This window comes from Corynebacterium sp. LK31 (assembly GCF_014335015.1).
GTDB lineage: Bacteria > Actinomycetota > Actinomycetes > Mycobacteriales > Mycobacteriaceae > Corynebacterium > Corynebacterium jeikeium_D.
In genome coordinates this window covers 51,261-77,085 of the sequence record NZ_PDGW01000014.1, presented here as the reverse complement: position 1 = coordinate 77,085, position 25,825 = coordinate 51,261, and the positions used below count along the sequence as shown (strand labels likewise).

Sequence of the window (25,825 nt, the reverse complement as noted above, 5' to 3'; positions counted from 1 at the left end):
ATGAGTTATTCACTTATGGATACGCTGGAGCGCATCGATAGGTGAATTATGCATCGATAAGTGAGCGCAGCGCTAGAAAATAGCTGGCAGACGGGCCTAGTCAGTCCACGGTGGGGTCGCAACAGTAGAGGGCGGGAGAAAACTTTTCCTGTCCCCGCCCTCTATAAAGAACTCTACGAAGCCCTGGTCTTCGATTTCTTCAGCATGATCATCGGCGGAATCAACAGGGCTAGCCCGCCGATAAGCGCGACTCCACCGAATAGCCACACCAGTCCGGCGAGGATTGCGATGGGTGCGAGGATGGCTGCCGCGATCTCGAAGGGCGCGAATCCCACATAGGCCATGCCAAATTCCTCGAGCGTGCCGGATTTCTGCTCCGGGTCCACAATTTTCAGTACGGCGATGCCCGTGGCCACGGAGGCAGTTGCCCAGCCCCAGCTGAATACGGCGCGCTCGAACCAGCCATGTTCAAAGATGCGTGGTGCGACGTAGAAGAACAACACCAGGCAGAAGGCCAGGCCCACGACGAACAGGATAATTAGCGGGACGATGTAGGTGGCCACCACTGCCGGCACAATCGACGCGATGCCGACTGCAACCAGGAAGTCCGTCGACGCGCCGGAGACCGAACCCATCAACTTTGCATCCAGGTAGTGTGGTGCCTTAATCAGGTGCAGCACGCCTACACCTGCCAGGCCGACCAGGAATGCCATTGCGAATAGTGGGAAGCTCAGTGCAGGGAAGATGTCATTGACCCAGTTGGTCAGGATATTTGCCAGGAAGAGCGTCACCGCTAGTGCTGCAACGTGCAGCGCGATTGGTTCGATTGAGGACGGGCTTGTAGTCGCCCGCCCCACACTTGGGCGCTGACCAGGAAGGGAGATGATGCCTGTCCGCATATCCTCCGGCAGTTTATCCAAGTCTGGCAGCTCGTTGGTATGGCCCTTCTTCGAGCCCCATCGGGCGAAAATCACGCCACCGATAATTGCGGAGAACATGCCCACCGCTGCGGCCGTAAAACCCAAACTCGTGGCCTCGGTCATGCCTGCTGAGTCCAGCGCGCCACCAACTGCGGCGGCCACACCGAAGCCACCGACGAAACCAACGGGAAGCATGATGCCGAACCAGTCCGGCGTATTGAACAGTGGGGCGAAAATTATCACGCCGAGTAGCGCGAAGAATCCCCACTGCGCCAGGTACATGCCTACGGAATAGGACCACATCGTTCGCGCGCGCTGGCGCACCTTGGCATCGAAATCCATTGTGAATGGCAGGGCACCGAAGACTGCCGCGATGAGAATGGTCGCGTAGTCGCCGAAATGCTCGCTGAACTGGATTATTCCCAAAGCGTTGGGGCCTAGCAGCAAGCCGAGCAAGCCCGCAGTAATCGGTGCGGGGATGAGAAGCTTTTGGAACCAGGGGATGAACCGTCGCATCAAATTACCGATGATGAGCAGCAGCGAGATCCAACCGATATCCATCAAGACGTCGAAGGGTGTGTAGCCATCCACGTGAACTTATTGCCTTTCTCGTAGGTGGGGTTTCACCATTTAACAATTATGCGAACCACATCATGGATTCTAAGAAAAGGGTTAGAACCATAGGGATACGTTGCGATTGTATGTTAGCTACCGCGAGATTTTGAGGCTTCGGCCCCAGTTGAGCTCACTTCCTTTGCAGAAAAACCACCTACCCAGTTCCTTCTGGGAGGTGGTTTTGGTTGAGGTCAGACGGTTTTACTGTCGCCCATTCCTAATGCGCGACCAAGCCGCCGCGATAACCACGCCAGCGCATGCGATGGCGAGGTAGGCCCACACGTGATCACCGCTGGTCTGAATGGTCTTTGGCGGAGCAGGAGTGTTCTCCGCAGTCAGCACACTTTCTGTGTCACGGCCGGAGGTGATGTCATCGATCCAGTCAGCAGTGCCAGCGAGGGTAGTTATAGCCGCGCTGGGGGAGGGCAGGTCAGGGTCGCCATTGGAGGTTCCGGCGGTAGCGAGACCAGCGAGCTTTCCGTCGACGAAGAATGGGCCGCCGGAGTCGCCTCCCTGCATACCCGCGCCAGAAACGGAATGTGCGTCCAGGATGGCGCTTCGAATCATTGGCATCATGGCAGCGTCGGCTGGGATACTTTCTGTCCCTGCCGGGATCGACTCGGTTTTGGAGTCATCTGGCATGGCAGCTCCTGGCTGCATCTCCATTGATTCCATAGCGTCACCCGGAACAGCGCCGCCCGGAATAGCGTCACCCGGAACAGCGCCGCCCGGAATAGCCTCACCCGGAACAGCTTCGCCTGGAGTAGCGTCACCCGGAACAGCACCACCAGGCGCAGCCTCACCTGGAGTTCCATCAGCCGGTCCTCCGCCTAGCAACTCATTGACGACCATCTTGGTCATCGGAAGCTGCCCGGATCGTGCCATGGACGAACTGCTACTCCAGCCATAGAGAGTTCCCGTCTGTCCAGGTGTTGGGATATCGCGGGAAACATTCGCGGGTGTTGCGTCAGTGACCTTTTGGGTCAGGTGGAGCAACCCCGCATCAGACATTGGAGACAGCGCCCAAGAATCGGCATCGTAGACCTTCCCGCCGATGCGGGCCTGGGTCCCTTCGTTGTTCACAGACTCCAGGCAGTGGCGTGCAGTGAGCACCCACTGGTCGGCAACCAGCGTCCCGGTACAGTCACCGAAATTGCCGATTTTGCCAATCTTCAGCGCGGCCACAGAACTGCTTTCAGCATTCGCAGGTGCGGGTTCGCCGTTTTCCAATGCAAGAGCTGGGGCTGCAGATAGAAGCAGGGTGCTGCTAACAATTGCTGCGATGGAAAAAGATGTTTTCTTCACGGTTATTTCCCTTTCCCAGAAGGAACAATGGCCTTGATTGCGGTGGCAACGAGTTTTTCGGCAGGGCCCTGTCCGACAAATTTCTTCCAGAGGCTAGCAATGACGAGGAAGAATACGATGAAACCTGCTGCAGACAACGTGGAATGCAATACAACATTCTGCTGCCAATAAAACGCGGTGAGAACGTGCAGGATGTAGATAGTCAGTGACATTGTTCCCATAGCCGCGAATGGGTAAACCACAGCTGGGAAACGATCGCCTACGAACAGGCACAAGTGCAGGACAATGGCGGCAACTGCGACGGAGAGAATGATTTCTCCGAAGACGCCAGTGTGTCCGGTAAAACGGAGCCAGCCAGCAATCTCGGGATCAAATCGGAAGTACATGCCGACGGCCGTGATGACAGCACTGACAGCGGTGACAATCCAGCTCAACCGAGCATTGGCGCTGTTCTCAGAGGTGGAAGTGTCTTGCAGGCGACGGCGTAGGTAGACGTCGTAAAGCAGCATGCCGCCGATGAAATATGCGATCCACGCGAGTAGCGGATAGATCTGCGGCAGCGTCATAGGCGCGTACTTAATTGTGGCGGCGATGGTGGCGGCGATGAAGAAGCCGACTCGCCACCAGGTTCCGAGCGCTGGCATCCAGGAAACCAGCATCATTACCAGGCCCATGATGACGAGGACCACCTGAATTTCTCCACCCACCGGCAATAGTGCCAGGCCGATGAGAATGATTAGGGCGCCGCGAGTGATCAAGCGCAAGAAGGTAGTGCTGCTGTAATTGCGGCCGATGATCATCATTGTGGCGCCGGCGATAATGGCGAACAGTGATGAGGGTAGGCCAGAGAGCACAACCTTTGTGCTCCAAAGTAGTGAGGCCATATGGACAATGATCATGCCGATGATGGCGAGTGAGCGCGCTATATCGAGCCCCACAATTCGGGTAGGTTTATTCACCCCGGATTTCTCCTTTACTACAACTTATAGGGAGGTGCTCTTTGGTAAAAAGCACTCTCTACAAACGGCGTATTGAAAACGACTTTCTAGTTGTAGCAACCGAACCTGACAATACATTAAGTGACTATGTGTAAATCATGGTGTTTCGTCTGTGTTTTTACTGGGAAACTAGCGCGCTCAAAAAGCTAAGAGGCAGGCGTAACCTGGTGGCATGACATCGATGCTGACGAGTTTCACCTGGGCAGAGGTGCCAGGCGTCTTCCTCGCGTACCTATTAATCATTGCCATCCCCACCGCTCTCGCATGGGTGGGTGCCGCATGGTTGGCCAAAAAATACGGCGAGCGTATCGCATTTGGGCACACGATTTTCGTCTTTGTCGCAGCATTCCTAATCTGCTTTTGTACGCTCGCGTGGACACTTGAGGGCGAATACGACTACTCGCCGTGGCAGGTTTTCTGCAGCGGCTTTGCGATGGTCATCCTCACTGCCTCTGCCATGATGCGCGTGCCCGCCCCAACTCTGAACCTGCTGCCCACCTGGTGGGCTGCCGTCGCCGGCTACGCCCTGTGCTGGAGCATCATTGCCGGCACCGACGACACCACCGGGCTCTGGGCAGTCGGCCTGATGTTCCTGCTCCTCGGTCTCATCGCAGGCGTCGGCGCAGTCGTGTGGCTTACGCTGGCGATAAGGAGGCTTTTGTTGGATTCTGCCGCTTAGGGATTCTTAGTGGAACGGAGTTCGACAGCTAACTCGTCGATACGGCGCTCGAGGTCATCGCGAATCAGATCCATGCGTTCTTCTCCGTCGATGCCTCGTTTTGAAGGCTCGTCAGTAAGCCAACGCTCGAGTGAGCCTTCAGCGTCCGAGGGGAGCTCTACATGAGCGGCATCGCCGATGATGACAACACGATCTGCAGTCTGGAGAATCGTGGGGTCAATGGGCTTTGGTGATGCACCGTCCATAGAGGCGCCGATTTCTGCAACTGATTTGGCTGCAAGCGCATTGGTAGTAGTTTTGGGGTTTGTTCCTGCTGAAAGGGCGATGAACTGCGTGGCATATTTTGCACGCGCAATGGCCTCGGCCATCTGGGATTTACCGGCATTTGCCACGCAGATGAAAAGTACCTTCGGGATTTCCTTCACTTCAGAACCCTTTTTCTATAGTTTGTCCGGTACGGAAAGGTCATTGGGGAAAAGGCGCGGCCCGAGCCAGCGGGTGACGTAGACAAGTGCAACGAGTACGGGTACTTCAATAAGTGGTCCAATCGTTCCCGCAAGTGCTTGCTGGGACAATGGGCCGAAGGTGCCAATCGCAACCGCAATTGCCAACTCGAAGTTATTTCCGGCGGCCGTAAAGGCAATCGATGCGGAGGTTGCGTAGTTCATGCCCGCGGCCTTGGCCGAAGTGAGAGCGATCGCGAACATGGCGAGGAAGTAGATCACTAGTGGTAGTGCCACTTTCGCAACGGTCCAGGGATTCTCAAGAATCTGCTGTGACTGAAGCGCAAAGAGCAACACGATTGTGTATAGAAGGCCGGCAAGTGCCAATGGTGAGATTTTGGGCAAGTACTCATTTTCATACCAGTCGCGACCACGGGTGCGTTCACCAATTATGCGTGATGCCGCGCCAGCCAGAAGCGGAATACCGAGGAATACCACTACAGATAGTGCGATTGCCCAAAAAGAAAAGGTGGCGGAAGTGGTTTCCAGTCCCAACCAGGAGGGCAGAATCTGCAGGTAGAACCACCCTAGAGCGCCGAACATGAAAATTTGAAATAGCGAGTTGACGGCCACCAATACGGCAGCGACTTCAGTATCGCCGCAAGATAGGTCGTTCCAGACCAAAACCATTGCAATGCAGCGGGCGAGACCGACGATGATCACGCCAGTGCGCAGTTCTGGACTATCACTGAGGAATATCCAGGCAAGGGTGAACATCAGTGCGGGGCCGAGAATCCAATTGAGGAAGACTGTGATGCCCATCAGCTTCCTTGATGTCAAAATTTTGCCCGTTTTGTCGTATCGAACCTTTGCGAGCGGTGGGTACATCATGACCAGCAATCCGATGGCGATTGGTACGGAAATTGTCGCAATTTTTGCCTCTGCCAGCCAGTTCACAAGTGACGGTGCAGTTTTGCCCAGAATGAGGCCAATTGCCATTGCAGCTGCAATCCATAGCGGCAAGAAGCGGTCTAGGAAGCTGAGTGACTTTGTAGTCTGTGTCATAGTTTCCGGTGTAATCAATATATCGATGATTGTCAATATATTTAGAGGGGAGGCCGTGTAGCCTCAACGGGTATGGACGAAATCTCAGAATGCTGTGCACTTGGCGGTCGGCCTCTCGACGCGGCGGAAGCGCAGGCTGCGGCAACGCTCTTCAAAGCGCTGGCGCAACCGGCGCGCCTGCAAATTTTGTCTCAGCTCGCTGCCGCTGGCTGTAGTCCGATGACCGTAGGGGAGCTGGCCGCTGTTTCTGGGCTTAGTCAGCCGACGGTGTCGCATCATTTAAAGACCATGGCGGATGCCGGGCTGCTAACTAGGTCTAAGAGTGGACGGGTGGTAACCCATGAGGTACGCCCTGAGGTATTTGCTGAGCTGCGACGTATCCTGGATATCGGTCACGCGGACGGGAGATAGTGAGATAGTGAGCCGCTCGTCGCAAATTGCGATAGGTTGGAAAACCCTGTTTACCCGCCCAGGCGCTTGACGACGGCGTCGTGAAGCAACCCATTCGTCGCAACCGCGTCCCCGCCGTGCGGCCCGTCGACTCCCGCTAGGGAAGTGAAGCGGCCGCCAGCTTCCTCCACCAGAATCGCAAGAGCTGCCAGGTCCCACAGGGAAACTTCTGGCTCGGCGGCGACATCGACCGCACCCTCCGCTACCAGGCAGTAGGAAAAGAAGTCGCCATAGCCACGAAGGCGCCAGGCGTCATCGGTGAGACCGATGAAGTTGTCGCGCAGGTCGCGCTCGGCCCAACCTGTGAGCGAAGAGTTAGAAATTGAGCAGTCCGCGATGTTCGCCACCTTCGAGACTTCAATGAGGCGCTCAGCGGCTTCCCGGCCGCCGACCTGCACGCGCTTGAATGCGCCGTCGCCCTTGGACGCCCACCAGCGACGTCCCAGCGCAGGTGCGGAGATCACGCCGACAACCGGCTTGCCGTCTTCCAACAGGGCAATCAAGGTGGCCCAGACCGGGACATTGCGCACAAAGTTCTTCGTGCCATCGATGGGGTCGATGACCCACTGACGGCCCTCAAACACAGCTTCGCCGCCGAATTCTTCGCCGAGAACTTCATCGCTCGGGCGCTTGTCCGACAGAATCTCGCGGAGCAGCTTCTCGCACGCGATATCGGCATCGGAGACCGGAGTCAGGTCGGGCTTGGACTCGACGATTAGATTGGCCGCCTCGAAGCGGGACATCGTGAGGTCGTCGGCTGCGTCGGCAAGCGAGAGTGCGAGGGCGAGATCTTCGGAGTAAGAGGTGGTCATGGCCGAAATTCTAGCGCAGAACCTCACTCAGCTCTGCGACCTGGCCACTCGAGCCCGCAAGCTTCCAGCGCCCCACCGACGTACATTCGCCGCCTGCGCCCGAGATAAGCGCATACCCAGGCAGCCAGTCCCAGGCTGCGACGTCGCGCTGGAACCATACGCCGATGCGGCCGTCGGCAACGCCTGCCATATCCACCGACGCTGAGCCCAGCATGCGCCAGGTAGCGCTGCGGGACACCGCATCCAGCCAGGACTTTGTAGCCGTGGCCTCGGATTCCTCGCTCGAGCTCACCACCGTGGTGTGGAGGTAGGTCGCTGCGCAGACTTCCGAGAGGGGGCGGTCAGTGACCCGGAGGTCATCAACAGTGCCATCGAGGTTGATACGAGTGGTCGGGAGATTGGGGCCACCAATCCAGCTCTCGCCCGTTGCCGGGCGGTGCACCGCGCCGAGGACGACCTCATCCGGATTGTTCGCATCGCCCATAACCAGCGCCAATGCGCTGCACCAGTAGTCCGAACCAGTGGTGAAGTTGTAGGTGCCATCGACAGGATCGATCACCCACGTGCGACCAGACTGGGACTCCTTCGCGGACCCTTCCTCGCCAAGAATGCCGTCCTCCGGGCGGAGCGCGGCCAAAGCCTCGACGACGAATTTCTCCGCTGCGCGGTCGGCCGCGGTGACGACGTCGGAAATCGATGTCTTGTACTCCGTGACCAGGCCTTCGTCGCGCATACGAGCGGCAATGGTAGCGGCACGCTTCACGATGGCAACCGCAACGCTGGTATCCGATGCCACAATCGACTCGGACACTTGGGCGAGAAAGAGTTCTAGGTCCTGGCTGGAATCTTGGCTGGCGGTGGATTCAGACATACGTCCTATTGTGCACCGAAACAGGCGGTATAGCTAAGGTAGTACCCGTGAACCCGGATCTGAATGCTGACCTCAAAGAACTCGACGCGACGCTGACCACCATTGAGAAGGTGGTCGATGTCGACGAGCTTTCCGACCGGATCAGGGAGTTGGAAGCCCAGGCCGCCGACCCGTCGCTGTGGGATGACCCCGACCACGCGCAGCAGGTCACCAGTGCACTGTCGCAGGCGCAGGCGAAGAAGAAAAAGATCGACTCGCTGCGCGGGCGCCTCGACGATCTCTCCGTGATGTATGAACTCGCGGAAGAGGAGGGCGACCCCGACGCCGTCGAGATGGCCGATGCCGAACGCGCTGAGCTGCGTGCCGACATCGAATCCCTCGAGGTCACGACGATGCTTTCGGGGCCTTACGACGAGCGCGAGGCGGTCATCAACATCCGCTCCGGTGCCGGTGGCGTGGATGCCGCTGACTGGGCCGAGATGCTCATGCGCATGTACCTGCGCTGGGCCGACAAGCACGGGCATAAGGTCGAGGTTTACGACACGTCCTACGCTGAAGAGGCCGGTATTAAGTCCGCTACTTTCGTCGTCCATGGCGAGTACATGTACGGCACCCTCTCGGTCGAACAGGGCGCGCACCGGCTGGTTCGTATTAGTCCTTTCGACAACCAGGGCCGCCGCCAAACTTCCTTCGCTGAGGTCGAGGTGCTGCCGGTTGTGGAGGAAACGGATCACATCGACATCCCCGAGTCAGATTTGCGTATCGACGTCTACCGCTCCTCCGGCCCAGGTGGGCAGTCGGTGAACACCACGGACTCCGCGGTCCGGCTTACGCACGTCCCGACCGGCATCGTGGTGACTTGCCAGAACGAGAAGTCCCAGCACCAGAACAAGGCATCTGCCATGCGAGTTCTGCAGGCGAAGTTGCTGGAGAAGAAGCGCCAGGAAGAGCGCGCGGAGCTGGATGCTCTCGGCGCAGGCGGCAATGCCTCGTGGGGTAACCAGATGCGCTCCTATGTGCTGCACCCGTACCAGATGGTCAAGGATCTGCGTACCGAATACGAAGTCAACAACCCACAGTCGGTCCTCGACGGTGACCTCGACGGTTTCATCGAGGCCGGTATTCGCTGGCGCATGGCTCAGCAGTCCGAAGGCGAGTAGCGCTAGAAGGGCGGTTCGTCTTCGGGCGCTTCCGGTGCCTCGGGTGTTTCCGGTGTGGTGGGTTCGTCGGCTTCTCCGTTTCTCTCGTTTTTGTTCATTCCCAGTTCTTCGCGAGCCTGATTTGTCAGCTCCTGTGATTCGCGGAGGTGTTCCAACCTCTGCTCGTTGTATTCCTTGAGTGTCTGTGCTTTCTTTGTCTTGCGCAGGTCGAAAGAGTAGCGACCGTGGCCGGAGAGCGGTCCTGATTCTGTGCTGATAAGCGCAGCTTTTTCGGTGCTTTGATCAGTGACGGAGGTCCAGTACTCCACGCCGTCGATATCGCGCACGACATTCCAAAGACCGGCCGTTTTTAGATTGTGGTGGCGACGGCATAGGCAATGGAGGTTAGGCGTTTCGGTTTGGCCACCTTCTTCGGGATTCTCGTGGTTATACGACTGAATGTGGTCGATGTCGCACTTCGTTGCATCGACATCGCATCCGGGAAAGCGGCAGGTGCCGTCTCTACCTTGGACGTAAGTACGCTGTCGCTCTGTTGGCGAGTACTTTTCCGTTTTCTCGTCCGCTAGTAGCCGGATGCTAGTGACTCGATCGAGCCAGGATTCAGTGGCGATTTTGTTGATCCACCCCAGACCGCCGATCCATGCCTCCTGCGGCTTGTCTTGAGTAAGTGGGCAGTACAGATTCAATGTGGCGGTGACCTGAGCAGTCCCGTGCAGAAGGTGTGAAAAAGCCTCGACGAAGTCGCAGTCCTGATCAGCGGTAATTTCTTCCAAGACTTTCTGAAACTCAATTGCCCGCTCAGGCATCAGTTCCATGGTGACTTCAGTGAGGTTGTTCTTTAACTCGAACTTTATAGATTCGCCAGCTTTTTGCTCGATGCCTTTTTGAAACGAAGTAATCGGCGGGTCGTACTCATTTTTAGGGCGCAATAGCGGGCTGACTTCATTAATAAATCGCTGAATATTCTGTTGAAGACTCCGAACTCCGCGAAGAACTTCACCATTGACTCTCGGCGTGATCAGTTCGAGGAGATGGTCTTCGAAATATTTCACAGTAGAGGAGTCATCCAAGGGGAGGATGGCTGTGGCAATGACCCGCATGTGGGGAAGCGGTAGCTGTGCGCGTTTGAGCAGAAGCTCTTTCAACCGCGGGAGCCGCTCTAGCTGCATCCCGATATCGATGTACTGGAGTGTTCTCCCGCGCGACATGCCAAGAGCTGGAGCGATTTTGGCGATGTAATCTTCGACATCTTTTGTTGAAGAAGACGGAACACAAGCAAGGGCAAGCTGCAGATCAGCTCGATTACGGTCAATTCCAAGACGTGCTGGTGCTGTTTGAGAAATCTCATGGTGAAAGCGTGGCGCTGTTGCTTCCATCGCCGCAGCGTAAGTGCGTTTCCGTGGTATATGTTCCCCGCTGGCCATTGTTGAATCCCCCTGAAAGATAAGGCCTGGACGTTGAAATGTTGAAATAAGGAAGAGATAGTGAAAATATTTTCGACTAACTCTGAGCGAATTTTCCGAGCTTTAAGCAGCTCGGCGACGTTATTTGGTGTTTTTAATCCTCGCGTTTAATCTTTCATCGCTCATTTTAATCGAACAGGTAAGCGAAGTAAAGGGTGATTTAAAGATTTTGGGGAAAATAGTTTCGAATACTGTCGTAGTGTGCACTTCCGTGTGGTCGCGCGCTCTGGGGGGGGGGCAACGCCACCCGGTCCCGCAGCCTCGCTACTCCAGCGCCCAATTCCACGCATTCCAGAGTGACTTGAGTGGCTTAAGTGATTAGAGTGTCTATCTATGATCACTTTCGACGGGGTTACCAAGTCCTATTCGACTTCTAGCCGACCAGCTCTAGACGACGTTTCAGTCCACATAGATAAAGGTGAGTTTGTCTTTCTCATTGGACCGTCGGGCTCTGGTAAGTCGACCTTCCTGCGCCTAATGGTGCGTGAAGAGAAAGTGGATTCAGGAAAACTGACGGTCGCAGGCCAGGATCTGACCAAGATTTCTCGCCGCAACATCCCGAAATTGCGCCAAAAGGTAGGGTACGTCTTCCAGGACTTCCGCCTGCTGCCAAAGAAGACCGTGTACGAAAATGTCGCGTTCGCATTGCAGGTAATTGGCAAGCCGAAGGCGAAAATCGACAAAGCTGTTCCGGAAACGCTTGAAATGGTCGGGCTCTCGGGCAAGGAAAATCGCTACCCGCACGAGTTGTCTGGTGGTGAACAGCAGCGCGTTGCCATTGCTCGAGCCTTCGTCAACCGCCCGCTCATCTTGCTTGCCGACGAGCCCACCGGCAACCTCGACCCAAGCACTTCCGGTGACATCATGCTCTTGCTTGACCGCATCAATCGCATGGGCACGACGGTTATCGTGTCGACTCACGACAACGATGCCGTGGACTCCATGCGTCGCCGCGTGTTGGAGCTGGAGCTGGGGCGTCTCGTGCGTGACGACGCCACGGGTGTTTACGGTCTGAACAATTAGCAGACAGTCCATCGGTAGAAGAACTCATTCGAAAGGTATTACTGACCTATGAAGACTCGCTTTGTCCTCGGTGAGGCTTTCTCCTCCTTGGGCCGAAACATCACGATGACCATCGCGATGATTATTACGACTGCGGTGTCGTTGGCGCTGCTTGCGACCGGCATCCTGGTTACTGAGCAGACCAGCCGCACGAAGGATCTCTATCTCGATCGCGTAGAAGTGCAGATCGAACTGAATGAACAAATCTCCGCCGAGGACCAAACTTGCTCCTCGCCGGAGTGTGCTGAGGTCGTCGGCAAGCTTGAAGAGACTGACGGCGTTGATTCGGTGACCTTCCGAAATCGTCAGCAAAACTTTGACCACTTCGTGGAGATGTTTAAGGATAGCGACCCCGTGCTCGTAGAAAATGCGACGCCGGAGTCGCTGCCGGCTGTCGTGATGGTGCGTCTGAGCGACCCGACCGATGTCAGCCCGCTCGATCCGATTCGGGAGCTGCCACAGGTCGACCACGTTACTGACCAGCATGAAGAGATCGGTACTGCAGCTCAGAACCTGGACTCGGTGCGAAATGCGACCTTCCTGCTGGCGGCGGTGCAGGCCGTTGCCGCTGTGTTCCTGATTGCGAACATGGTCCAGATTGCGGCGTTCTCGCGTCGTAAGGAAGTTGAGATTATGCGCATGGTCGGTGCCAGCCGCTGGTTCACACAGGCGCCGTTCGTCCTCGAGGCTGTGATTGCGTCGCTGATTGGTGGTCTGCTGGCTATTGGTGCGCTGTTCCTGGGTAAGGCGACGGTCATCGATCCGGCGCTGAGTAACCTGTACAAGGCACAGCTTCTGGCGCCGCTGACCAACGGCGATATTGGTGTGGTGGCGCCAATCGTGGTCATTATCGGCATGGTCTTTGCTGGGCTTGTTGCACAGGTCACGCTGCGTCTTTACTCACGCGACTAGGGTTGCAAAAAGGTTAGCTATTAGGCCCCGCGGTTAAACCCGGCGAATAGGGTCGTCGCGCCCTGCCGGGTAAACTGTGGACTATGAATAATGACGACGTCCAGCGCCCACCGAAGCTCGACAAGAAGGCTTATGAGGCTGAGCTCAAAAAGCTCCAGGCAGAGCTCGTCGAAATGCAGCAGTGGGTGGTAGAAACCGGTGCCCGAATTGTCATCGTGATGGAGGGGCGTGACGCTGCCGGCAAGGGGTCGGCCATTAAGCGCATCACGCAGTACCTGAACCCCCGTACCTGCCGTGTTGAGGCTCTGCCGGCCCCAACTAGCCGTGAGCAGGGTCAGTGGTACTTCCAGCGGTACGTCGAAAAGCTGCCGACTGCTGGTGAGATCGTGATTTTCGACCGCTCCTGGTACAACCGTGCCGGCGTTGAGCGGGTCATGGGCTTCTGCACCTCCCAGGAGTACCGTCGCTTCTTGCATCAGGCGCCGATTTTTGAGCGTCTGCTGGTCGAAGACGGCATTATCCTGCGTAAGTACTGGTTCTCTGTGTCGGACGAGGAGCAGGTTGCCCGCTTCAAGTCCCGCCGTGAGGATCCGCTGCGCCGCTGGAAGCTCTCGCCGATGGATTTGGAGTCCATCACCCGCTGGGAGGATTACTCCCGTGCAAAGGATGAGATGTTCATCCACACCGATATCCCGTCCGCACCGTGGTTCACGGTTGAGTCTGAGGATAAGAAGCGTTCGCGTATCAATGTCATCAACCACCTGTTGACGACCATTCCGTACGAGCGCATTCACCGCGATGTTCCGGAAATCCCGGAGCGTCCGGAGTCGGAGGGAAGCTACGAGCGTCCGCCGCGCACGGAGTTCCGCTATGTGCCGGACGTTGCCGCCAATCTCGAGGCTGACCGCGTAAAGGGCGCAGGCAAGTCCGATAAGAAGGGCAAGAAGCACAAGAAGGACAAAAAGGACAAGAAGAGCAAGAAGAAGTAGCTCCTTAGTCTCAGTGAGGTTCTGGTCGTCAGAACCTTTCCCTGGTTAGTTATCTGTGTCACACTGGGTGACATGACTGCTACTGATAACGGTTCTGGCACTGCACGCACCGAGGTCGATGAGCCGAAGGTGCTGCGAGAAGTCCACGGGCGATCTGGTCACCTTCGGCTGAATAGGCCGAAGGCACTTAATTCGCTCGATTTGGATATGGTCACCGAGGTCGTCGAGGGGCTCCGCGCATGGCGTGACGACGACTCGGTGGACCACATTGTTGTTTCATCCGGTCACCCCAAGGCGTTTTGTGCCGGTGGTGATGTGCGCGCAGTTCGGCAGGCTGTGCTCGATGGCGTTCCGGAGCAGGGGGAGGAGTTTTTCCGGGATGAGTACGAGATGAACGCGATGATTGCGGAATTCGCGCAGTCCAAGCCATATATCGCGATTATTGATGGCATCGCTATGGGCGGTGGCCTTGGTGTTTCTATGCACGGCTCCCACCGAATCGTGACCGAGCGTGCCAGCGCTTCCATGCCAGAAATGGCAATCGGCTTTATTCCCGACGTCGGCATTACCCACTTTTCGCAGCATGTGAACACGCGGTTAGGAGGGCCCTCGTCGGCAATCGCGAGGTTTACCGGGCTGACCGGTTACCGCCTTACTGCGGCGGACATGCTGTGGTCTGGATGGGCGACACATGCGGTGCCATCCGCGCAGCTGGACGAGTTTGTTGCGGCTCTGGACCGCGATGGAATTGATTCGGCGCTCGCGGAGTATGCGCTCGATGTGGACTCAGCTGAGGCTCGTGATCTGCTCGGGGATCCGCAGTTGGCCGAGTGGAGCGACTGCATTGAGGCTTGCTTTGGGGCTGATACCTGGTCGGAGATTGAGCGAGCTCTCAACGAAGCCGCTGAGGCGGGCTCCTGTGCATCGTCAACAGTGGAGACTTTTCGCGACCTGCTGGCACCCGCCAACCCGGAAAGTCTCGTAGCGGCCGTGGAACTCTATGCGGCTAACTCGGCCCACGAGGTCACCTTGCAGGAGGCGCTAGACCGGGAAATGAAGCTTGGCGCTTACATGCGTCAGCACCCCAATTTTGCCGAGGGCGTGCGGGCAGTGTTGGTGGATAAGGACCGCGACGCCGCCTTTAAGCCCGCTACCGTGCAGGAAGTTGACGTCGAGGAGATTCGACAGCACCTTCGTTAGCTGGCTATGCGTTAGACAAAGCTGTGGCGGCCAGTCGTCGGCGCGAAATCATCGGCAATCATGGCCGCCAATTCGAGATAGCTCTGGGTGGTGGCAGGCTGGAGATTGTCCAGCTCGATATTGGCACCATTTGCGATATGCGGATCATAGGGGATGACCTGTACTGCGCGGCAGCGCTGGGCAAATAACTCGTGTACGGTCTCTGTGGACAGTCCCTGTTTATTTAGCTCGTTGACCACCACGACAGTGGTAGAGACCAGCCGTTCGAAGCCGTGCGCTGAAAGCCAATCCAATGTCGTCCAGGCACTTTTCACGCCGTCCAGTGCAGGCGTGGTGACCAGCACCAGACAATTGGCCGCAGACAGAATCGAAGCGGAGATGGGCTGCGTCAGGCCGGTACCGCAGTCTGTCAGACTCACGTTGTAATGCCGCCGAAGGATGTCGAGGGCCGCGCAGTATTCGCCGTCGGAAAGCGCGATCGTCGATGTCGGATTTTGGTCGCTGCCGACAACCTCCAGCCGTGACGGCGTGTGTGATGTATATGCGCGGACCTGCGCGTATTTGTCCGTATCCGGGGCTCGGAGCAGATCGCGAATAGATGCGGGATTGGCTGCGGTGACGCGTGCGCCGAGGGTGCCAAAGTCCGGATTCGCGTCGATCGCGACGATTCGGTCACTGCGCAGGCTTGCAAGCGTGGCGCCCAGGCACATGGTTGTCGACGTCTTGCCAACGCCGCCCTTCACGCTGATAACAGCGATGTTGTAGTCACCGTAGATAGGCTGTCGCACCCGCTCTATCAGCTCGCGTTGCTTGCGTGCCGACGATGATTCCCGCGGTGAAATTGCGCCCCAGGTGGCCTTATGAACCCAGCTGCGCCAGCCCGACTGTGGTGCCTGCCGCGAGTTCAGGCTAGCGGCCAAGTCTGAGACGGAAACTGCGTGATTGACTGCGTGTTTGGTGGAAGTCATAGACTTCATCCCCTCCCCAAAAATCCCCAAAGTATGTCCCCGCCGTCGTTTTTACCACGCAGCCAGAACGACGGCGACTCCAAAGAAGGCATCGAGAATTCCGACCTGTTTCGGAGTCCACGGCCGAGCGCGGCGAGCGCCGGAGATTGGCATGGTAAAAGACCTGATGAGAAGCCCAATTGCGACGATGGGCACACCGATGCTGATGAGGTTCCGGTCGTGGAGGACGAGCCACCCGATGATGGCCACGGCGGTAATGAGAACGTGATACGTGACCGAGCCAATGAGCCACTGGCGGTTGCCGCGCTTGCGAATCATAGTTTTTACATAGGGCACGGTGCCGACGAAATATCCAGCGTAGATAGCCGCAATTGCCCAAGCTTTCGGGGTTGGTCCGGCGATGATAGGCACCATGAGGCTAGCGGCCAGAACGGTGGAGACACCAGAGAGAAGTGAGCGCGGTCGGCGGCGGTAGGTCTCCCAAATAGCGATAGCGGCAAGAGGGGCAATGAGGGCGACCCAGGTGAGGAGGGAAACGTCGGCAAGCAGTGTGATGCAGCCGGCGACGGCGGTGAGCGCGGTGTATGTGGCGGCGGGTGCGAGGTGGCGGCGTTGGCGACGAGAGCGGAGCCAGACGCTGACGGCGAAGAATGCGAAGTAGCCGAGCAGCCAGGTTGCGGTGACGGCAAGGCCTGTCCATGTGGGGTTGAGGGCGAGAGCGGTCAGCGGGGGAATGGTGACCATGAACCAGGCGCCGTGCTGGTCCGGAACCCAGCCAGCGGAGCGCTTGTGATGGGAGCGGCGGGCGGGGCGGGGAGGACGTGGTTGGCGGGGCTTTTGGCTCATACTACGCATTGTAGATGCGTAATTATGTCGGGGCTGTATTAGAACCTCATATTGAAACCTCATTGAATAAAATGCACATGCGCGCAAGGCGACAGTGCTAACGTTGAACTCGCATTCTCAGGGCGAGGTGAAATTCCTCACCGGTGGTGATGCTGCGGCTGACGCAGACAAGTCCACGAGCGCCCTACCTGTGGCCAGAAGGGTCGTCAGGTAGGGGACAAGCAGATTTCGGTTGGAATCCGAAACCGACGGTCATAGTCCGGATGAAAGAGAAGGAGTTGAATAATTCGTGGAATACGTGTCGGGTTTTTTGGTGGGTTTCCTCACTGCACAGCTCAGTGTGGCGGGAGCGCCAATCTTGATTCGTGAAATTGTCGGTAACCTCTTTGGCCTGGCGTGTGCCTTCCTAGGTATGAAACGGAAGGTATGGGCTTGGCCGGTCGGCATTATCGGAAATGCCTTGCTGTTTACCGTCTTCCTCGGCGGAGTTTTCCACACGCCGCAAAATCTTGATCTCTATGGCCAGGCGGGGCGTCAGGTCATGTTTATCGTCGTCAGTCTCTACGGGTGGTTCAGCTGGGTCAAGAGCCGCAATCAGAGCGGTGACGAGGTCGCAATTGAGCCGCGGTGGGCGACGGCATCGGAACGCATTGGGATGATTACCGTGGCTATCTTCGCCACTGTGATCTGTGCCAATGTCTTTGAGATGCTGGGCTCGTGGGGGCCATGGGCCGATGCCTGGATTTTCGTCGGTTCGATGTTGGCGACCTGGGGTATGGCCCGCGGGTGGAACGAATTCTGGCTAATTTGGATTGCCGTTGACGCCGTGGGAGTGCCGTTGCTGCTCAAGGGTGGCTACTACCCGTCGGCGGCGCTGTACCTCTTCTACGGATGCTTCGTTATTTGGGGCTTTGTCTCCTGGGTTCGCCTCGAGCACCAGAGCGACAATGACCAGCAGAAGAGCTCCGAGACCGACCAAGTACCGGCTTTGGCAGCAGCCGAGCGGTAGGATAGTCCAGGTGAGCTTCCGACCAGATAACTCCCGTACCAACCGCGCCCATCAAGCCGAAGAGCGTGCCCGCAGTCTCGTGCAGGACGTCCTCGACCGCGAGGAGCGGGTACGCAACAATCTGGCCAGCGCTGATGTCGACCCGTGGACGATGCGTTTCGTCGTCGATGAGTCGATTTCTGAGGGCGCAATCATCACCTGGCGCAATGAGGCCACTCGTGCCCGCCGCATCATGCGCCGCTATGACATTCAGCGGGGCTACCGCGAGAAGTTGCGCGAAGTTGAAAAGCGCATCGATGCCATGTTGCACCTCGCGGAATCGCTGGAGGAGTCGTGGGACGCCGCGGCACACGCCTCGAAGAGGCTTTCCGACGCGGAGGCCCGCGATGTCGCCGCCTTTGAGCGTGAGCGCGAGCGGCAAAATGACGCGGCAGAGACTAAGCGGCAGCGTGAGGAGAAGGTCCGCAAGTTCCGTCGGAAAGCGGAAAATATTGCTACCGACGCGTGGGACGCGGGCCGTGACGCGCTGGAGAAGCTGCCGCCGCTGTCGTCTTCGCTGAAGGACATCGCGGCTAAGTTCCGTTCGCGGGGCTCGGAGGAGGAACCGCGCGAGGTACGGCGGGCAACAGCCCGCGACCTGCGCAAGGAGCCCCCGCTGCCGGAGGACTAGCGCTCCTCAGCTTTAGCTGCCTGGACTACCTCAGCGAGCTTGGAAATCTCCTCGTGAGAGGGGCGGATATCTGGATGCGTGCGACAGTAGTCCAGCAACAAATAGCCAGCTGTGCGAATGCGACGATGCCCATCCCAGTGTGGAGTGGCGATTTCGGGGTCGTTGGTGGCCAAAGACGAGATGGCCTGGCGCTCACTGAGCAGCTCGTACTGGAGATCTCGACGAATATCGAGCGCCTGATTCGGAGTACCGGTTAGCAGCGCGCCGAGAAGAGCGCCCATCTGTCGATAGCAGCGCGGAATATGACGCAGGTAGTGCTTTTCAATGCTCTCGGTTGGCCAGAAGTGCAGGACAGCGAGAGCCAGCGCGCAGGCGATACCGACTTCCAAGACACGATCGGTCACAATCGGTGCGAGTTCGCCAGCGACGTTTCCGCCCAGCAGCAGCGCCAATGGAGTGGTGACGATTGTCGTCAGCGCATAGTTCTTCACCACGAGAATCTCCGCGCCGAATTGGCAGGCTGCAAGCGCGATAAGTAGCGTCCAGCTGTCCAGGCCAAAGGAAAAGAGCAGCGCATAGAGGAAAATGCCGATAATCGAGCCGACCATGCGGTGAATCCCTCGGATCGAACCAGCGGTGCGGTCGGGACCCCACTGCAGAGTCATCAATGCGCTGACCACCGCCCAGTCAGGCCGGTCGAGACCGACAAGCACGCTGATGAGACCAGCTAAGCCACCGGTAATAGCAACCTTTGCCGCAGTCATCGACGCATGGGAATAGCGATCGAAAGAGCGGAAGATCCGGTAACTCACGCTTGGTCGCGCGAGTGGAATGGTTGTCTGCGTCTCGTCGAAGAGGTTAGGCGTGTCCACGATGTCCACAGCGCTGCCGTGCACGCCCAAGCGTGTGCGGATAGCAATCAGACGCTGATGAGCAGCAATGACACGGTTGACCAGTTCCGTGTGGGAGGGCTTAACGATTTTGCTGCCACGGATGATGCCTGCGTCGGCAAGCGATTCCCATGCGTCGGTGAGTGCAGTTTGCGCCTGGTGATGAACGGCGAACGATGTCGAGTCTGACTTTTCCATCGCGTCGATGGCTGATTCAAGGGATTCGACAGCCGCCATCTCGGGGCCATGCGGATTCCACAACCGCGGTGCCATGCCGATGACTATCGCGGAAAGCACGCCAACGGTAGCCCACATGGCGGTTTCCACCGGGTTGAAGCCAAGGCGGGCGACCATTGTTGTGCCGCCGGAGACCATCACAATAAAAAATGAACCCGGCGGTGGCAGGCGCAGTGCGTTTTGAATAAAAGCGCCGATGGTGGCCAGTATCGTCGTAAAAAGCGCAATGAGCAGCAGCCATAGATTGCTGCCGCCGGAAGCGATCTCACCGTGGACCACTGATCCGACAAAACTGCCGGACATAACTCCGGCGATCAGGCATAGCCCGGCGATGGCCATCACGCGCAGACGACTGCGGTAGGGGTGGCCTTCGCCATAGATGACCACGCACCCACCAGCGGCGATAAGGAGCATCTCCGAGCCATGTCCGGTGAGAAGTGCCACGGCACCCGGCAGGAATAGCGCGAGTGCTGCGCGGAGGGCGCCTGGCCATCTCTGTGCACGGGAGTGGAAGGCAGTAAAAAGTTGCCATGCACTTGGTTGTGGAGGAAGCTCAACCGTTTGGCTCAATGTTGGTGAAATCTCCTTAAAACTCTAGTCTGCGACCAGCGTCTCGAGCGTGAACTCCGGGTGCTCCTTCTCAATGAAGGACAGCTTCCACTTGTCCCCGAAGAGCGCGATGAGGGCGCCGTCGGAACGCGTGAAGATCTCCACGCCGCGCTGCTTTGCCAGCTCAGGCGCGGTCTCTTCGTCCGTGCGGCGGGCGACGGAGTAGGGGATGGGCTCGGCGATGGTCTCGACGTTGTACTCGTTTTCCATGCGTGCCATCATGACCTCGAACTGCATCGGGCCGACCGCGGCCATCACCGGGGCGGCATCGCCGCGGGCATCGTTGCGCAGAATCTGCACCACGCCCTCGGCATCGAGCTGATCGACAGCTTTGCGGAACTGCTTGTACTTGCCCAGGCTCTTGGCGCGCAGAGTGCGGAAGTGCTCGGGCGCGAACTGCGGCATCGGCTTGAATTGAACCTTGCGGCCCTCGTAGATCGTGTCACCCGGCGCCAGTGAACCCGCATTGACCAGGCCGACAATGTCGCCCGGGTAAGCCGTCTCCACGGTCGAACGTGTCCGGCCGAAAACGGTCAAAGCATACTTGGTGGAGAAACTACGTCCCGACTGCGCATGCGTGACCTGCATGCCGCGGTCAAACTCGCCAGAGACAACGCGCATGAATGCCAGCTTGTCGCGGTGGTGCGTATCCATACCCGCCTGCACCTTGAACACGACGCCCGAAAAATCATCCGTCGGCTCGCGCTTTTCGACGATAGCTCCCTGGCCGCCAGCCGCCGCAGCGGCAACGGCAGCCGGGTCGGACACGCGGGCACCAGGTGCCGGAGCCAGCTCGCAGAGAGTGTCCAGGATCTGGTGGACACCCCAGTTCAGCATGGCGGAGGCGAAAATCACCGGAGAGGTGTCGCCAGCGAGGTACATCTCCTGGTCGTGGTCAGCGCTATCGGCGGAGAGCAGCTCGGACTCCTCGGCTGCCGTCTCCCAGGCGTCGCCCTGCTCTGCGGCGGCCTCATCTGGGGTGAGGTGACGCTCAGCGGCAATAGTGGCGCCACCGGCAGTGCGCTCGAAGCCGATGAACTGCTTGGCTTCGCCGTCCTCACCACGCTCCAGCAGACCGCGGAAGTCGCCGGCCTCACCAACTGGCCAGTACAGCGGAGTCGGTTGCAGTCCAATCTCCGCGACAATCTCATCCATCAACTCCAGGGGAGCCTTACCCGGGCGGTCCCACTTGTTGATGACGGTGACGATGGGAATTCCGTTGGACTTACAAACCCGGAACAGCTTCAACGTCTGAGGCTCGAGACCCTTGGCACCGTCGACAAGCATGACAGCGGCGTCGACAGCGGTGAGCACACGGTAGGTGTCCTCGGAGAAATCAGCGTGACCAGGCGTATCGACGAGATTGATCATGTACGGCTCGCCGTCGTGCCCCTCTGGCTGGTACTCGAACTGCAGCGCGGAAGAGGCAATCGAGATGCCGCGATCCTTCTCCATGTCCATCCAGTCGGACACAGTCGACTTGCGGCCGGCCTTGCCGTGGACAGCACCGGCTTCGTTAATGACATGAGCATGTAGCGCCAGCGCCTCGGTGAGCGTGGACTTACCGGCATCCGGGTGTGCGATGACGGCGAATGTGCGGCGGCGTGCGGCTTCTTCGGCGAGAGTGGTCACAGGGAAACTACGCTTTCCTTAAAAAGAAAATCGGAATAAGGGAATCGGGTTCAACCTTTCTAACTTACCGCTCCAGTGGGGTAAGGGGTCAATTGCAGTTAGAGGTTGAACAGCTCGCGCAGCGTCGTGATGACGCCTTCCTCCGCGTTCGACGGTGAGATGTCGGTGGCGCGGCGTTTGATTTCCGGGTGACCGTTGGACATGGCAAACGAACGGCCTGCGTGGTCGATGAGCTCGAGATCATTCAGGTAGTCAACGAAGCAGACAGTTTCGGCAGGAGAGACACCTAGGGCCTCCTGCAGGGCGGCGAGTGCCGTGCCCTTGTTGGTGTTGGCATCGATGAGGTCGACCCAGTGGGCACCGGAGACTACCGCGCGCAAGTGCGAGCTTTGGGAACGCAGGTAATCGGCCGATTCCTCTTCGACGGAGTAAGGATCAAAGGCGGCAATTTTGACGATGCCGTCCTCGGCGGCAGCGGCGATGACATCATCGACCTTCTGCAGCTTCAGGTAGTACTTGGCGGCCTCGTTGAACTGCAGCTGCTGAACTTCCTCCGGAATATTGAAATGCGGCGGGAAAAACTCCACGTATGCGCTGGCAGCGCCGCAGATAATAACCGACAGGGGAGTACGGCCCGCCGCCACACGGTTGTCGTTGAACTGGCGGATCGCGTGTACCAACTGAGTGACGATGTCGTGGTCGATACTGGTAACCGAAACCACCTCGCCCGCATCCGCGACATAGTTGCCGTTTTCCGCAATGATTGGGATGCGGTGTGCAATGGGGGCGAACTGGTCGGCCAGAGTTGCGTACTGGCGGCCCGACGCGGGAGCGAAGTGGACACCGCGGTCGAGCAGCTCCGTGACTACCGGCCAAAAGGACTCCGGGATTTCCTTGTCTTCATTTAGTAGAGTCCCGTCCATATCCGTGACTACAAGGCGGTATGGCGGCTGGGCGGGAGATTGCTGCTGGATATCCAGGGGTTCCGTCATGGCTCTTATTCTAACGGGTAAGTAGGGTTCAATTTTCTTCCTTGAGGTGTCTCCCGGTGTCTCCCCCGATTGGGTGAAAGCTGGGCCACAATACGGGGTACCCAGTTGAGGGCGATAGCCGGTGAATAGCGTGTGCGGGGTATTTTGAGGGGGAACTCATACTCATTTAAGCCAGGAGGATTTATGTCGGATTCGGCCCCCATCAAGCGCAATGACTGGAATGAGCGCATCAGCCTTGCAGAGCAGATGATCCCCCTCCTGGGACAACTGCGCCGCAACAATGATGTCGTGACTTCAATCTTCGGCCGCCGACTGGAAAACGTTACCGAGACCGGCATCATTAAGTCGCACCGCTACGCCCGTCGCATCACCTCGCAGGAGCTGCCCCTGAGTCAGACCCTGCCGATTCTGCAGGAACTGGTGAAGATGGATCTCGGCACCGCCTCCATTGACCTGGGCGCCCTGGCTACCAGCTTCGAAGAGGAAGGCGGCGATCTGCGCGCATTCCTCGAGCGTGAGCTTGCCGACGTCATCGGTGCCGGGACACAGACCCCGAAGACCGACATTGTCCTCTACGGTTTCGGCCGCATCGGCCGTCTGCTGGCTCGCATTCTGCTGGCTCGTGAGGCACTGTTCAACGGCCCGCGCCTGCGCGCTATTGTGGTTCGCCAGAATGGTGAGGACGACATTGTCAAGCGTGCTTCGCTGCTGCGCCGTGACTCCGTCCACGGTGCATTCGACGGCACCATCTCGGTTGACCGCGAAAACAACATTATTTGGGCAAATGGCACCCCGATTCAGGTCATTTACTCCAATGACCCGGCAACTGTTGACTACACCGCCTACGACATTAACGATGCGATTGTCATCGACAACACCGGTCGTTGGCGTGACCGCGAGGGACTGTCACAGCACCTTCAGTCCAAGGGTGTTTCCAAGGTTCTGCTTACCGCGCCGGGCAAGGGCGATGTGAAGAACATCGTCTACGGAATCAACCACAACATCATCGAGGAATCTGACAACATTTTGTCGGCAGCTTCGTGTACTACCAACGGCATCACCCCGGTGCTGAAGGTCGTCAATGACAAGTGGGGTGTCGAGTTCGGTCACGTCGAGACCGTCCACTCCTTCACCAATGACCAGAACCTGATTGACAACTTCCACAAGGGTTCCCGCCGTGGTCGCGCAGCCACCCTGAACATGGTTCTCACTGAGACTGGTGCCGCAAAGGCCGTCGCCAAGGCTCTGCCGGAGTTCGAGGGCAAGCTGACCGGTAACGCCATCCGCGTTCCCACCCCGGACGTTTCCATGGCGGTGCTGAACCTGACCCTCGACACTGAGGTCGACCGCGACGAAGTCAACAACTACCTGCGTGAGGTTTCCCTCAAGTCCGTTCTGCGCCAGCAGATTGACTACATCCACTCCCCGGAAGTGGTTTCCACCGACTTCGTTGGCTCCACCCATGCTGGCATCGTCGATGGTCTGGCTACCATCGCCAACGGTAAGCACCTGGTGCTCTACGTCTGGTACGACAACGAGTTCGGTTACTCCAACCAGGTCATCCGCATTGCTGAGGAGATCGCAGGCGCTCGTCCGCGGGTCTACCCGAAGCGCAAGCACATCGACGAGCTCTAAGGCGGCGGACCTGAGCTTGAGCTGCTGAGCCCTCGAACGCCCTCTTCCCCCCTCCTAAACCACGGGGGTTGAGGCGATGGGGAGGGCAGGGGAGGGGGGCGGAGAGATTTTCCTGTCCATCGACGACGACCTGGATTCCGCGTATGAGCCGTTCGAGTTGGTGAGGATTGTGAACCTGCCGGAACTGGGCGACGAGGATCTGGTTTTCGGCCTCCAGTTCCGGGCCTCCGGCGACATCGAGCACCGGCGGGGGATGAAGATCCGGGAAAGTGATTTCGGGATCGTCGAATACGGCTCGGCGGAAGTGGCCCTGTTCGGCGTCTAGGTGACGGCCGCCACTCGGTCCCGATCCGCGTGGGGCCCTATGTGGATTGTCAATAGTCAGGCGGGACTTTCACGTACATCGTATGGGAGGGGTGTAGCCATGACTGATCGCCGGGCCGCATCGTGCGGGCCGGCGGTGATCAGCGCAGCGGTCTACGCAGCCGTGGCGATGGTTCTAGCAGGGATTTCTCGGAAGAACTCACGCCGAGTCAACAGGGCATAGATGTCGTTGCAGCGGCTCCGGGCAAGCCATATCACCGCGGCATTGTGCTTCTGTCCTTCAGCCCGTTTACGCAGGTAGTAGTCGCGCGATGCGGGATGGCAGTGCGACGCGATCCACGCCGATCGAAACATCGCGTTTTTCAACTGTTTATTGCCGGCCCTGGTGGGAAACTCGCCTCGGACCGACGTACCCGACTGCCGGGTGGTCGGCGTGATGCCGGCGTAAGCGGCCAAGTGCGCGGCGTCGGCGAAGTCCTGGCAATCGCCGATGGACAACACGATGTTAGAGGCGGTCTTGATGCCTACGCCGGGCATCGACATCAAGACCTGGGCAAGAGGGAACGATTCAAGCATCTCCTCGACTTGTCCGGCAATCGTGTCGCGCTGTGCTTGAAGCGCTTTGATGTTCGCCGCCAGCTGGGGAATGACCAATTCTGCTGCCGCAGTGTCGGGTACCGTGACGATTCGCTCGGCAAGGGCGGCGAAAAATGCGTCAACCAGGGCAGCAGGGTCCTTCTTGGCGCGGTTGCGCATCCACTTCAGGACCCGGCCTCGACCTGCGGCGGCCAGTTTTGTCGGACCTTCGTAGTGGATGAGCGAGTCCAGCACCAGCGTGCGGGAGAGAATCTCGCCTGCAAAGACGCGCTCGAGTACGGGGCGAATCTGTGTGAGCACGCTGGGAAGGCGGTTTTTCGTTCGGGGGGAGGCGGGGGTAATTTCAGTAAATTGAGCCTGGCGTAAGCCGATAAGCATTGCCTAACCTAATACTGTTTCAGGTGGTGTCCCCGATCGGGAATCGGCAACGGAAGCGAGGCGGCGACGATGAACGGAAAACGTGGATCGACCG

Annotated in this window: 25 protein-coding genes and 1 riboswitch; of the genes, 11 read left to right on the top strand and 14 right to left on the bottom strand. The window is 58.2% G+C overall.

Annotation, left to right across the window (positions count from 1 at the left end; all coding sequences use genetic code 11):
- Positions 1-173: 173 nt before the first annotated feature.
- From CRD18_RS06925 to CRD18_RS06915, 3 genes are all read right to left on the bottom strand, one after another.
- Complete coding sequence (locus CRD18_RS06925) at positions 174-1,511, bottom strand: sodium/glutamate symporter (protein WP_053087322.1); 1,338 nt, start codon at positions 1,509-1,511, stop codon at positions 174-176.
- A 225-nt stretch (positions 1,512-1,736) separates the two neighbouring features.
- The gene (locus CRD18_RS06920) at positions 1,737-2,840 is read right to left on the bottom strand and encodes a trypsin-like serine protease (protein WP_049192833.1); all 1,104 of its coding nucleotides are present in this window, start codon (positions 2,838-2,840) and stop codon (positions 1,737-1,739) included.
- A gap of 2 nt (positions 2,841-2,842) precedes the next feature.
- A complete protein-coding gene (locus tag CRD18_RS06915; RefSeq protein WP_187406610.1) occupies positions 2,843-3,799 on the bottom strand; it encodes a DUF418 domain-containing protein in 957 nt (318 codons plus the stop codon).
- 211 nt (positions 3,800-4,010) lie between these two features.
- On the opposite strand from CRD18_RS06915, the gene CRD18_RS06910 reads away from it, so the two are divergent.
- A complete protein-coding gene (locus tag CRD18_RS06910; protein WP_048733884.1) occupies positions 4,011-4,517 on the top strand; it encodes a hypothetical protein in 507 nt (168 codons plus the stop codon).
- Here the strand turns inward: CRD18_RS06910 and CRD18_RS06905 are convergent.
- Complete coding sequence (locus CRD18_RS06905) at positions 4,514-4,942, bottom strand: low molecular weight phosphatase family protein (protein WP_049189561.1); 429 nt, start codon at positions 4,940-4,942, stop codon at positions 4,514-4,516. The genes CRD18_RS06910 and CRD18_RS06905 overlap by 4 nt on opposite strands.
- Positions 4,943-4,957: 15 nt before the next feature.
- Positions 4,958-6,025 carry an ACR3 family arsenite efflux transporter gene (gene arsB / locus CRD18_RS06900; protein ID WP_187406609.1) on the bottom strand — a complete coding sequence of 356 codons (1,068 nt, stop codon included), beginning with the start codon at positions 6,023-6,025 and terminating at the stop codon, positions 4,958-4,960.
- 72 nt (positions 6,026-6,097) lie between these two features.
- Here arsB and CRD18_RS06895 point away from each other — a divergent pair, with 72 nt between their 5' ends.
- On the top strand, positions 6,098-6,436 hold the full coding sequence (locus CRD18_RS06895) for a helix-turn-helix transcriptional regulator (protein ID WP_016423238.1): 339 nt from the start codon (positions 6,098-6,100) through the stop codon (positions 6,434-6,436).
- A gap of 50 nt (positions 6,437-6,486) precedes the next feature.
- Here CRD18_RS06895 and hisN read toward each other — a convergent pair whose 3' ends face one another.
- Positions 6,487-7,287, bottom strand: a complete 801-nt coding sequence (hisN, locus tag CRD18_RS06890) for a histidinol-phosphatase (RefSeq protein ID WP_187406608.1) — start codon at positions 7,285-7,287, stop codon at positions 6,487-6,489.
- Positions 7,288-7,297: 10 nt separating this feature from the next.
- Positions 7,298-8,158: an inositol monophosphatase gene (locus CRD18_RS06885; RefSeq protein WP_187406607.1), complete on the bottom strand. Its 861-nt coding sequence runs from the start codon at positions 8,156-8,158 to the stop codon at positions 7,298-7,300.
- Positions 8,159-8,205: 47 nt separating this feature from the next.
- Here CRD18_RS06885 and prfB point away from each other — a divergent pair, with 47 nt between their 5' ends.
- Positions 8,206-9,318, top strand: coding sequence for a peptide chain release factor 2 (prfB, locus tag CRD18_RS06880; protein WP_038626269.1), 1,113 nt, complete (start codon positions 8,206-8,208; stop codon positions 9,316-9,318).
- Between the two features lie 2 nt (positions 9,319-9,320).
- Here the strand turns inward: prfB and CRD18_RS06875 are convergent, their stop codons facing one another.
- Positions 9,321-10,694 carry an HNH endonuclease signature motif containing protein gene (locus tag CRD18_RS06875; RefSeq protein WP_242458686.1) on the bottom strand — a complete coding sequence of 458 codons (1,374 nt, stop codon included), beginning with the start codon at positions 10,692-10,694 and terminating at the stop codon, positions 9,321-9,323.
- Positions 10,695-11,114: 420 nt separating this feature from the next.
- Here CRD18_RS06875 and ftsE point away from each other — a divergent pair, with 420 nt between their 5' ends.
- The 4 genes from ftsE (at position 11,115) to CRD18_RS06855 (ending at position 14,944) form a co-directional block, all read left to right on the top strand.
- Positions 11,115-11,804 (top strand): cell division ATP-binding protein FtsE, encoded by a 690-nt coding sequence (gene ftsE, locus CRD18_RS06870; protein ID WP_048759837.1) that lies wholly within the window; start codon positions 11,115-11,117, stop codon positions 11,802-11,804.
- Between the two features lie 48 nt (positions 11,805-11,852).
- A complete protein-coding gene (ftsX, locus tag CRD18_RS06865) occupies positions 11,853-12,755 on the top strand; it encodes a permease-like cell division protein FtsX (RefSeq protein ID WP_070545962.1) in 903 nt (300 codons plus the stop codon).
- An 83-nt stretch (positions 12,756-12,838) separates the two neighbouring features.
- On the top strand, positions 12,839-13,744 hold the full coding sequence (gene ppk2, locus CRD18_RS06860; RefSeq protein ID WP_070606543.1) for a polyphosphate kinase 2: 906 nt from the start codon (positions 12,839-12,841) through the stop codon (positions 13,742-13,744).
- 72 nt (positions 13,745-13,816) lie between these two features.
- Positions 13,817-14,944, top strand: coding sequence for a 3-hydroxyisobutyryl-CoA hydrolase (locus CRD18_RS06855; protein WP_070652794.1), 1,128 nt, complete (start codon positions 13,817-13,819; stop codon positions 14,942-14,944).
- Between the two features lie 11 nt (positions 14,945-14,955).
- On the opposite strand, the gene CRD18_RS06850 is transcribed toward CRD18_RS06855, so the two are convergent.
- Both CRD18_RS06850 and CRD18_RS06845 read right to left on the bottom strand, forming a co-directional pair.
- Positions 14,956-15,912 carry a MinD/ParA family protein gene (locus CRD18_RS06850; RefSeq protein ID WP_016423229.1) on the bottom strand — a complete coding sequence of 319 codons (957 nt, stop codon included), beginning with the start codon at positions 15,910-15,912 and terminating at the stop codon, positions 14,956-14,958.
- A 51-nt stretch (positions 15,913-15,963) separates the two neighbouring features.
- Positions 15,964-16,758, bottom strand: coding sequence for a YwiC-like family protein (locus tag CRD18_RS06845; RefSeq protein WP_070652793.1), 795 nt, complete (start codon positions 16,756-16,758; stop codon positions 15,964-15,966).
- Positions 16,759-16,867: 109 nt separating this feature from the next.
- Positions 16,868-17,037: riboswitch (FMN riboswitch) on the top strand.
- A gap of 10 nt (positions 17,038-17,047) precedes the next feature.
- Between CRD18_RS06845 and pnuC the strand changes: the two genes are divergently transcribed.
- Entirely contained in the window at positions 17,048-17,767 is a 720-nt protein-coding gene (gene pnuC, locus CRD18_RS06840) for a nicotinamide riboside transporter PnuC (protein WP_070652792.1), read from the top strand.
- A 10-nt stretch (positions 17,768-17,777) separates the two neighbouring features.
- The gene (locus CRD18_RS06835; RefSeq protein ID WP_016423226.1) at positions 17,778-18,437 is read left to right on the top strand and encodes a hypothetical protein; all 660 of its coding nucleotides are present in this window, start codon (positions 17,778-17,780) and stop codon (positions 18,435-18,437) included.
- Here CRD18_RS06835 and CRD18_RS06830 read toward each other — a convergent pair.
- The 3 genes from CRD18_RS06830 to CRD18_RS06820 form a co-directional block, all read right to left on the bottom strand.
- Entirely contained in the window at positions 18,434-20,134 is a 1,701-nt protein-coding gene (locus tag CRD18_RS06830) for an FUSC family protein (RefSeq protein ID WP_070652791.1), read from the bottom strand. The two genes, CRD18_RS06835 and CRD18_RS06830, sit on opposite strands and share 4 nt — an antisense overlap.
- Positions 20,135-20,158: 24 nt before the next feature.
- Positions 20,159-21,805, bottom strand: coding sequence for a peptide chain release factor 3 (locus CRD18_RS06825; RefSeq protein ID WP_070437491.1), 1,647 nt, complete (start codon positions 21,803-21,805; stop codon positions 20,159-20,161).
- A 98-nt stretch (positions 21,806-21,903) separates the two neighbouring features.
- The gene (locus tag CRD18_RS06820; RefSeq protein WP_049172207.1) at positions 21,904-22,797 is read right to left on the bottom strand and encodes a Cof-type HAD-IIB family hydrolase; all 894 of its coding nucleotides are present in this window, start codon (positions 22,795-22,797) and stop codon (positions 21,904-21,906) included.
- 183 nt (positions 22,798-22,980) lie between these two features.
- Here CRD18_RS06820 and CRD18_RS06815 point away from each other — a divergent pair, with 183 nt between their 5' ends.
- Both CRD18_RS06815 and CRD18_RS06810 read left to right on the top strand, forming a co-directional pair.
- On the top strand, positions 22,981-24,432 hold the full coding sequence (locus CRD18_RS06815) for a glyceraldehyde-3-phosphate dehydrogenase (RefSeq protein ID WP_049172209.1): 1,452 nt from the start codon (positions 22,981-22,983) through the stop codon (positions 24,430-24,432).
- A 76-nt stretch (positions 24,433-24,508) separates the two neighbouring features.
- Positions 24,509-24,757 carry a hypothetical protein gene (locus tag CRD18_RS06810; protein ID WP_187406606.1) on the top strand — a complete coding sequence of 83 codons (249 nt, stop codon included), beginning with the start codon at positions 24,509-24,511 and terminating at the stop codon, positions 24,755-24,757.
- Between the two features lie 152 nt (positions 24,758-24,909).
- On the opposite strand, the gene CRD18_RS06805 is transcribed toward CRD18_RS06810, so the two are convergent.
- Complete coding sequence (locus CRD18_RS06805; RefSeq protein ID WP_242458685.1) at positions 24,910-25,653, bottom strand: transposase; 744 nt, start codon at positions 25,651-25,653, stop codon at positions 24,910-24,912.
- Positions 25,654-25,825: the final 172 nt, after the last annotated feature.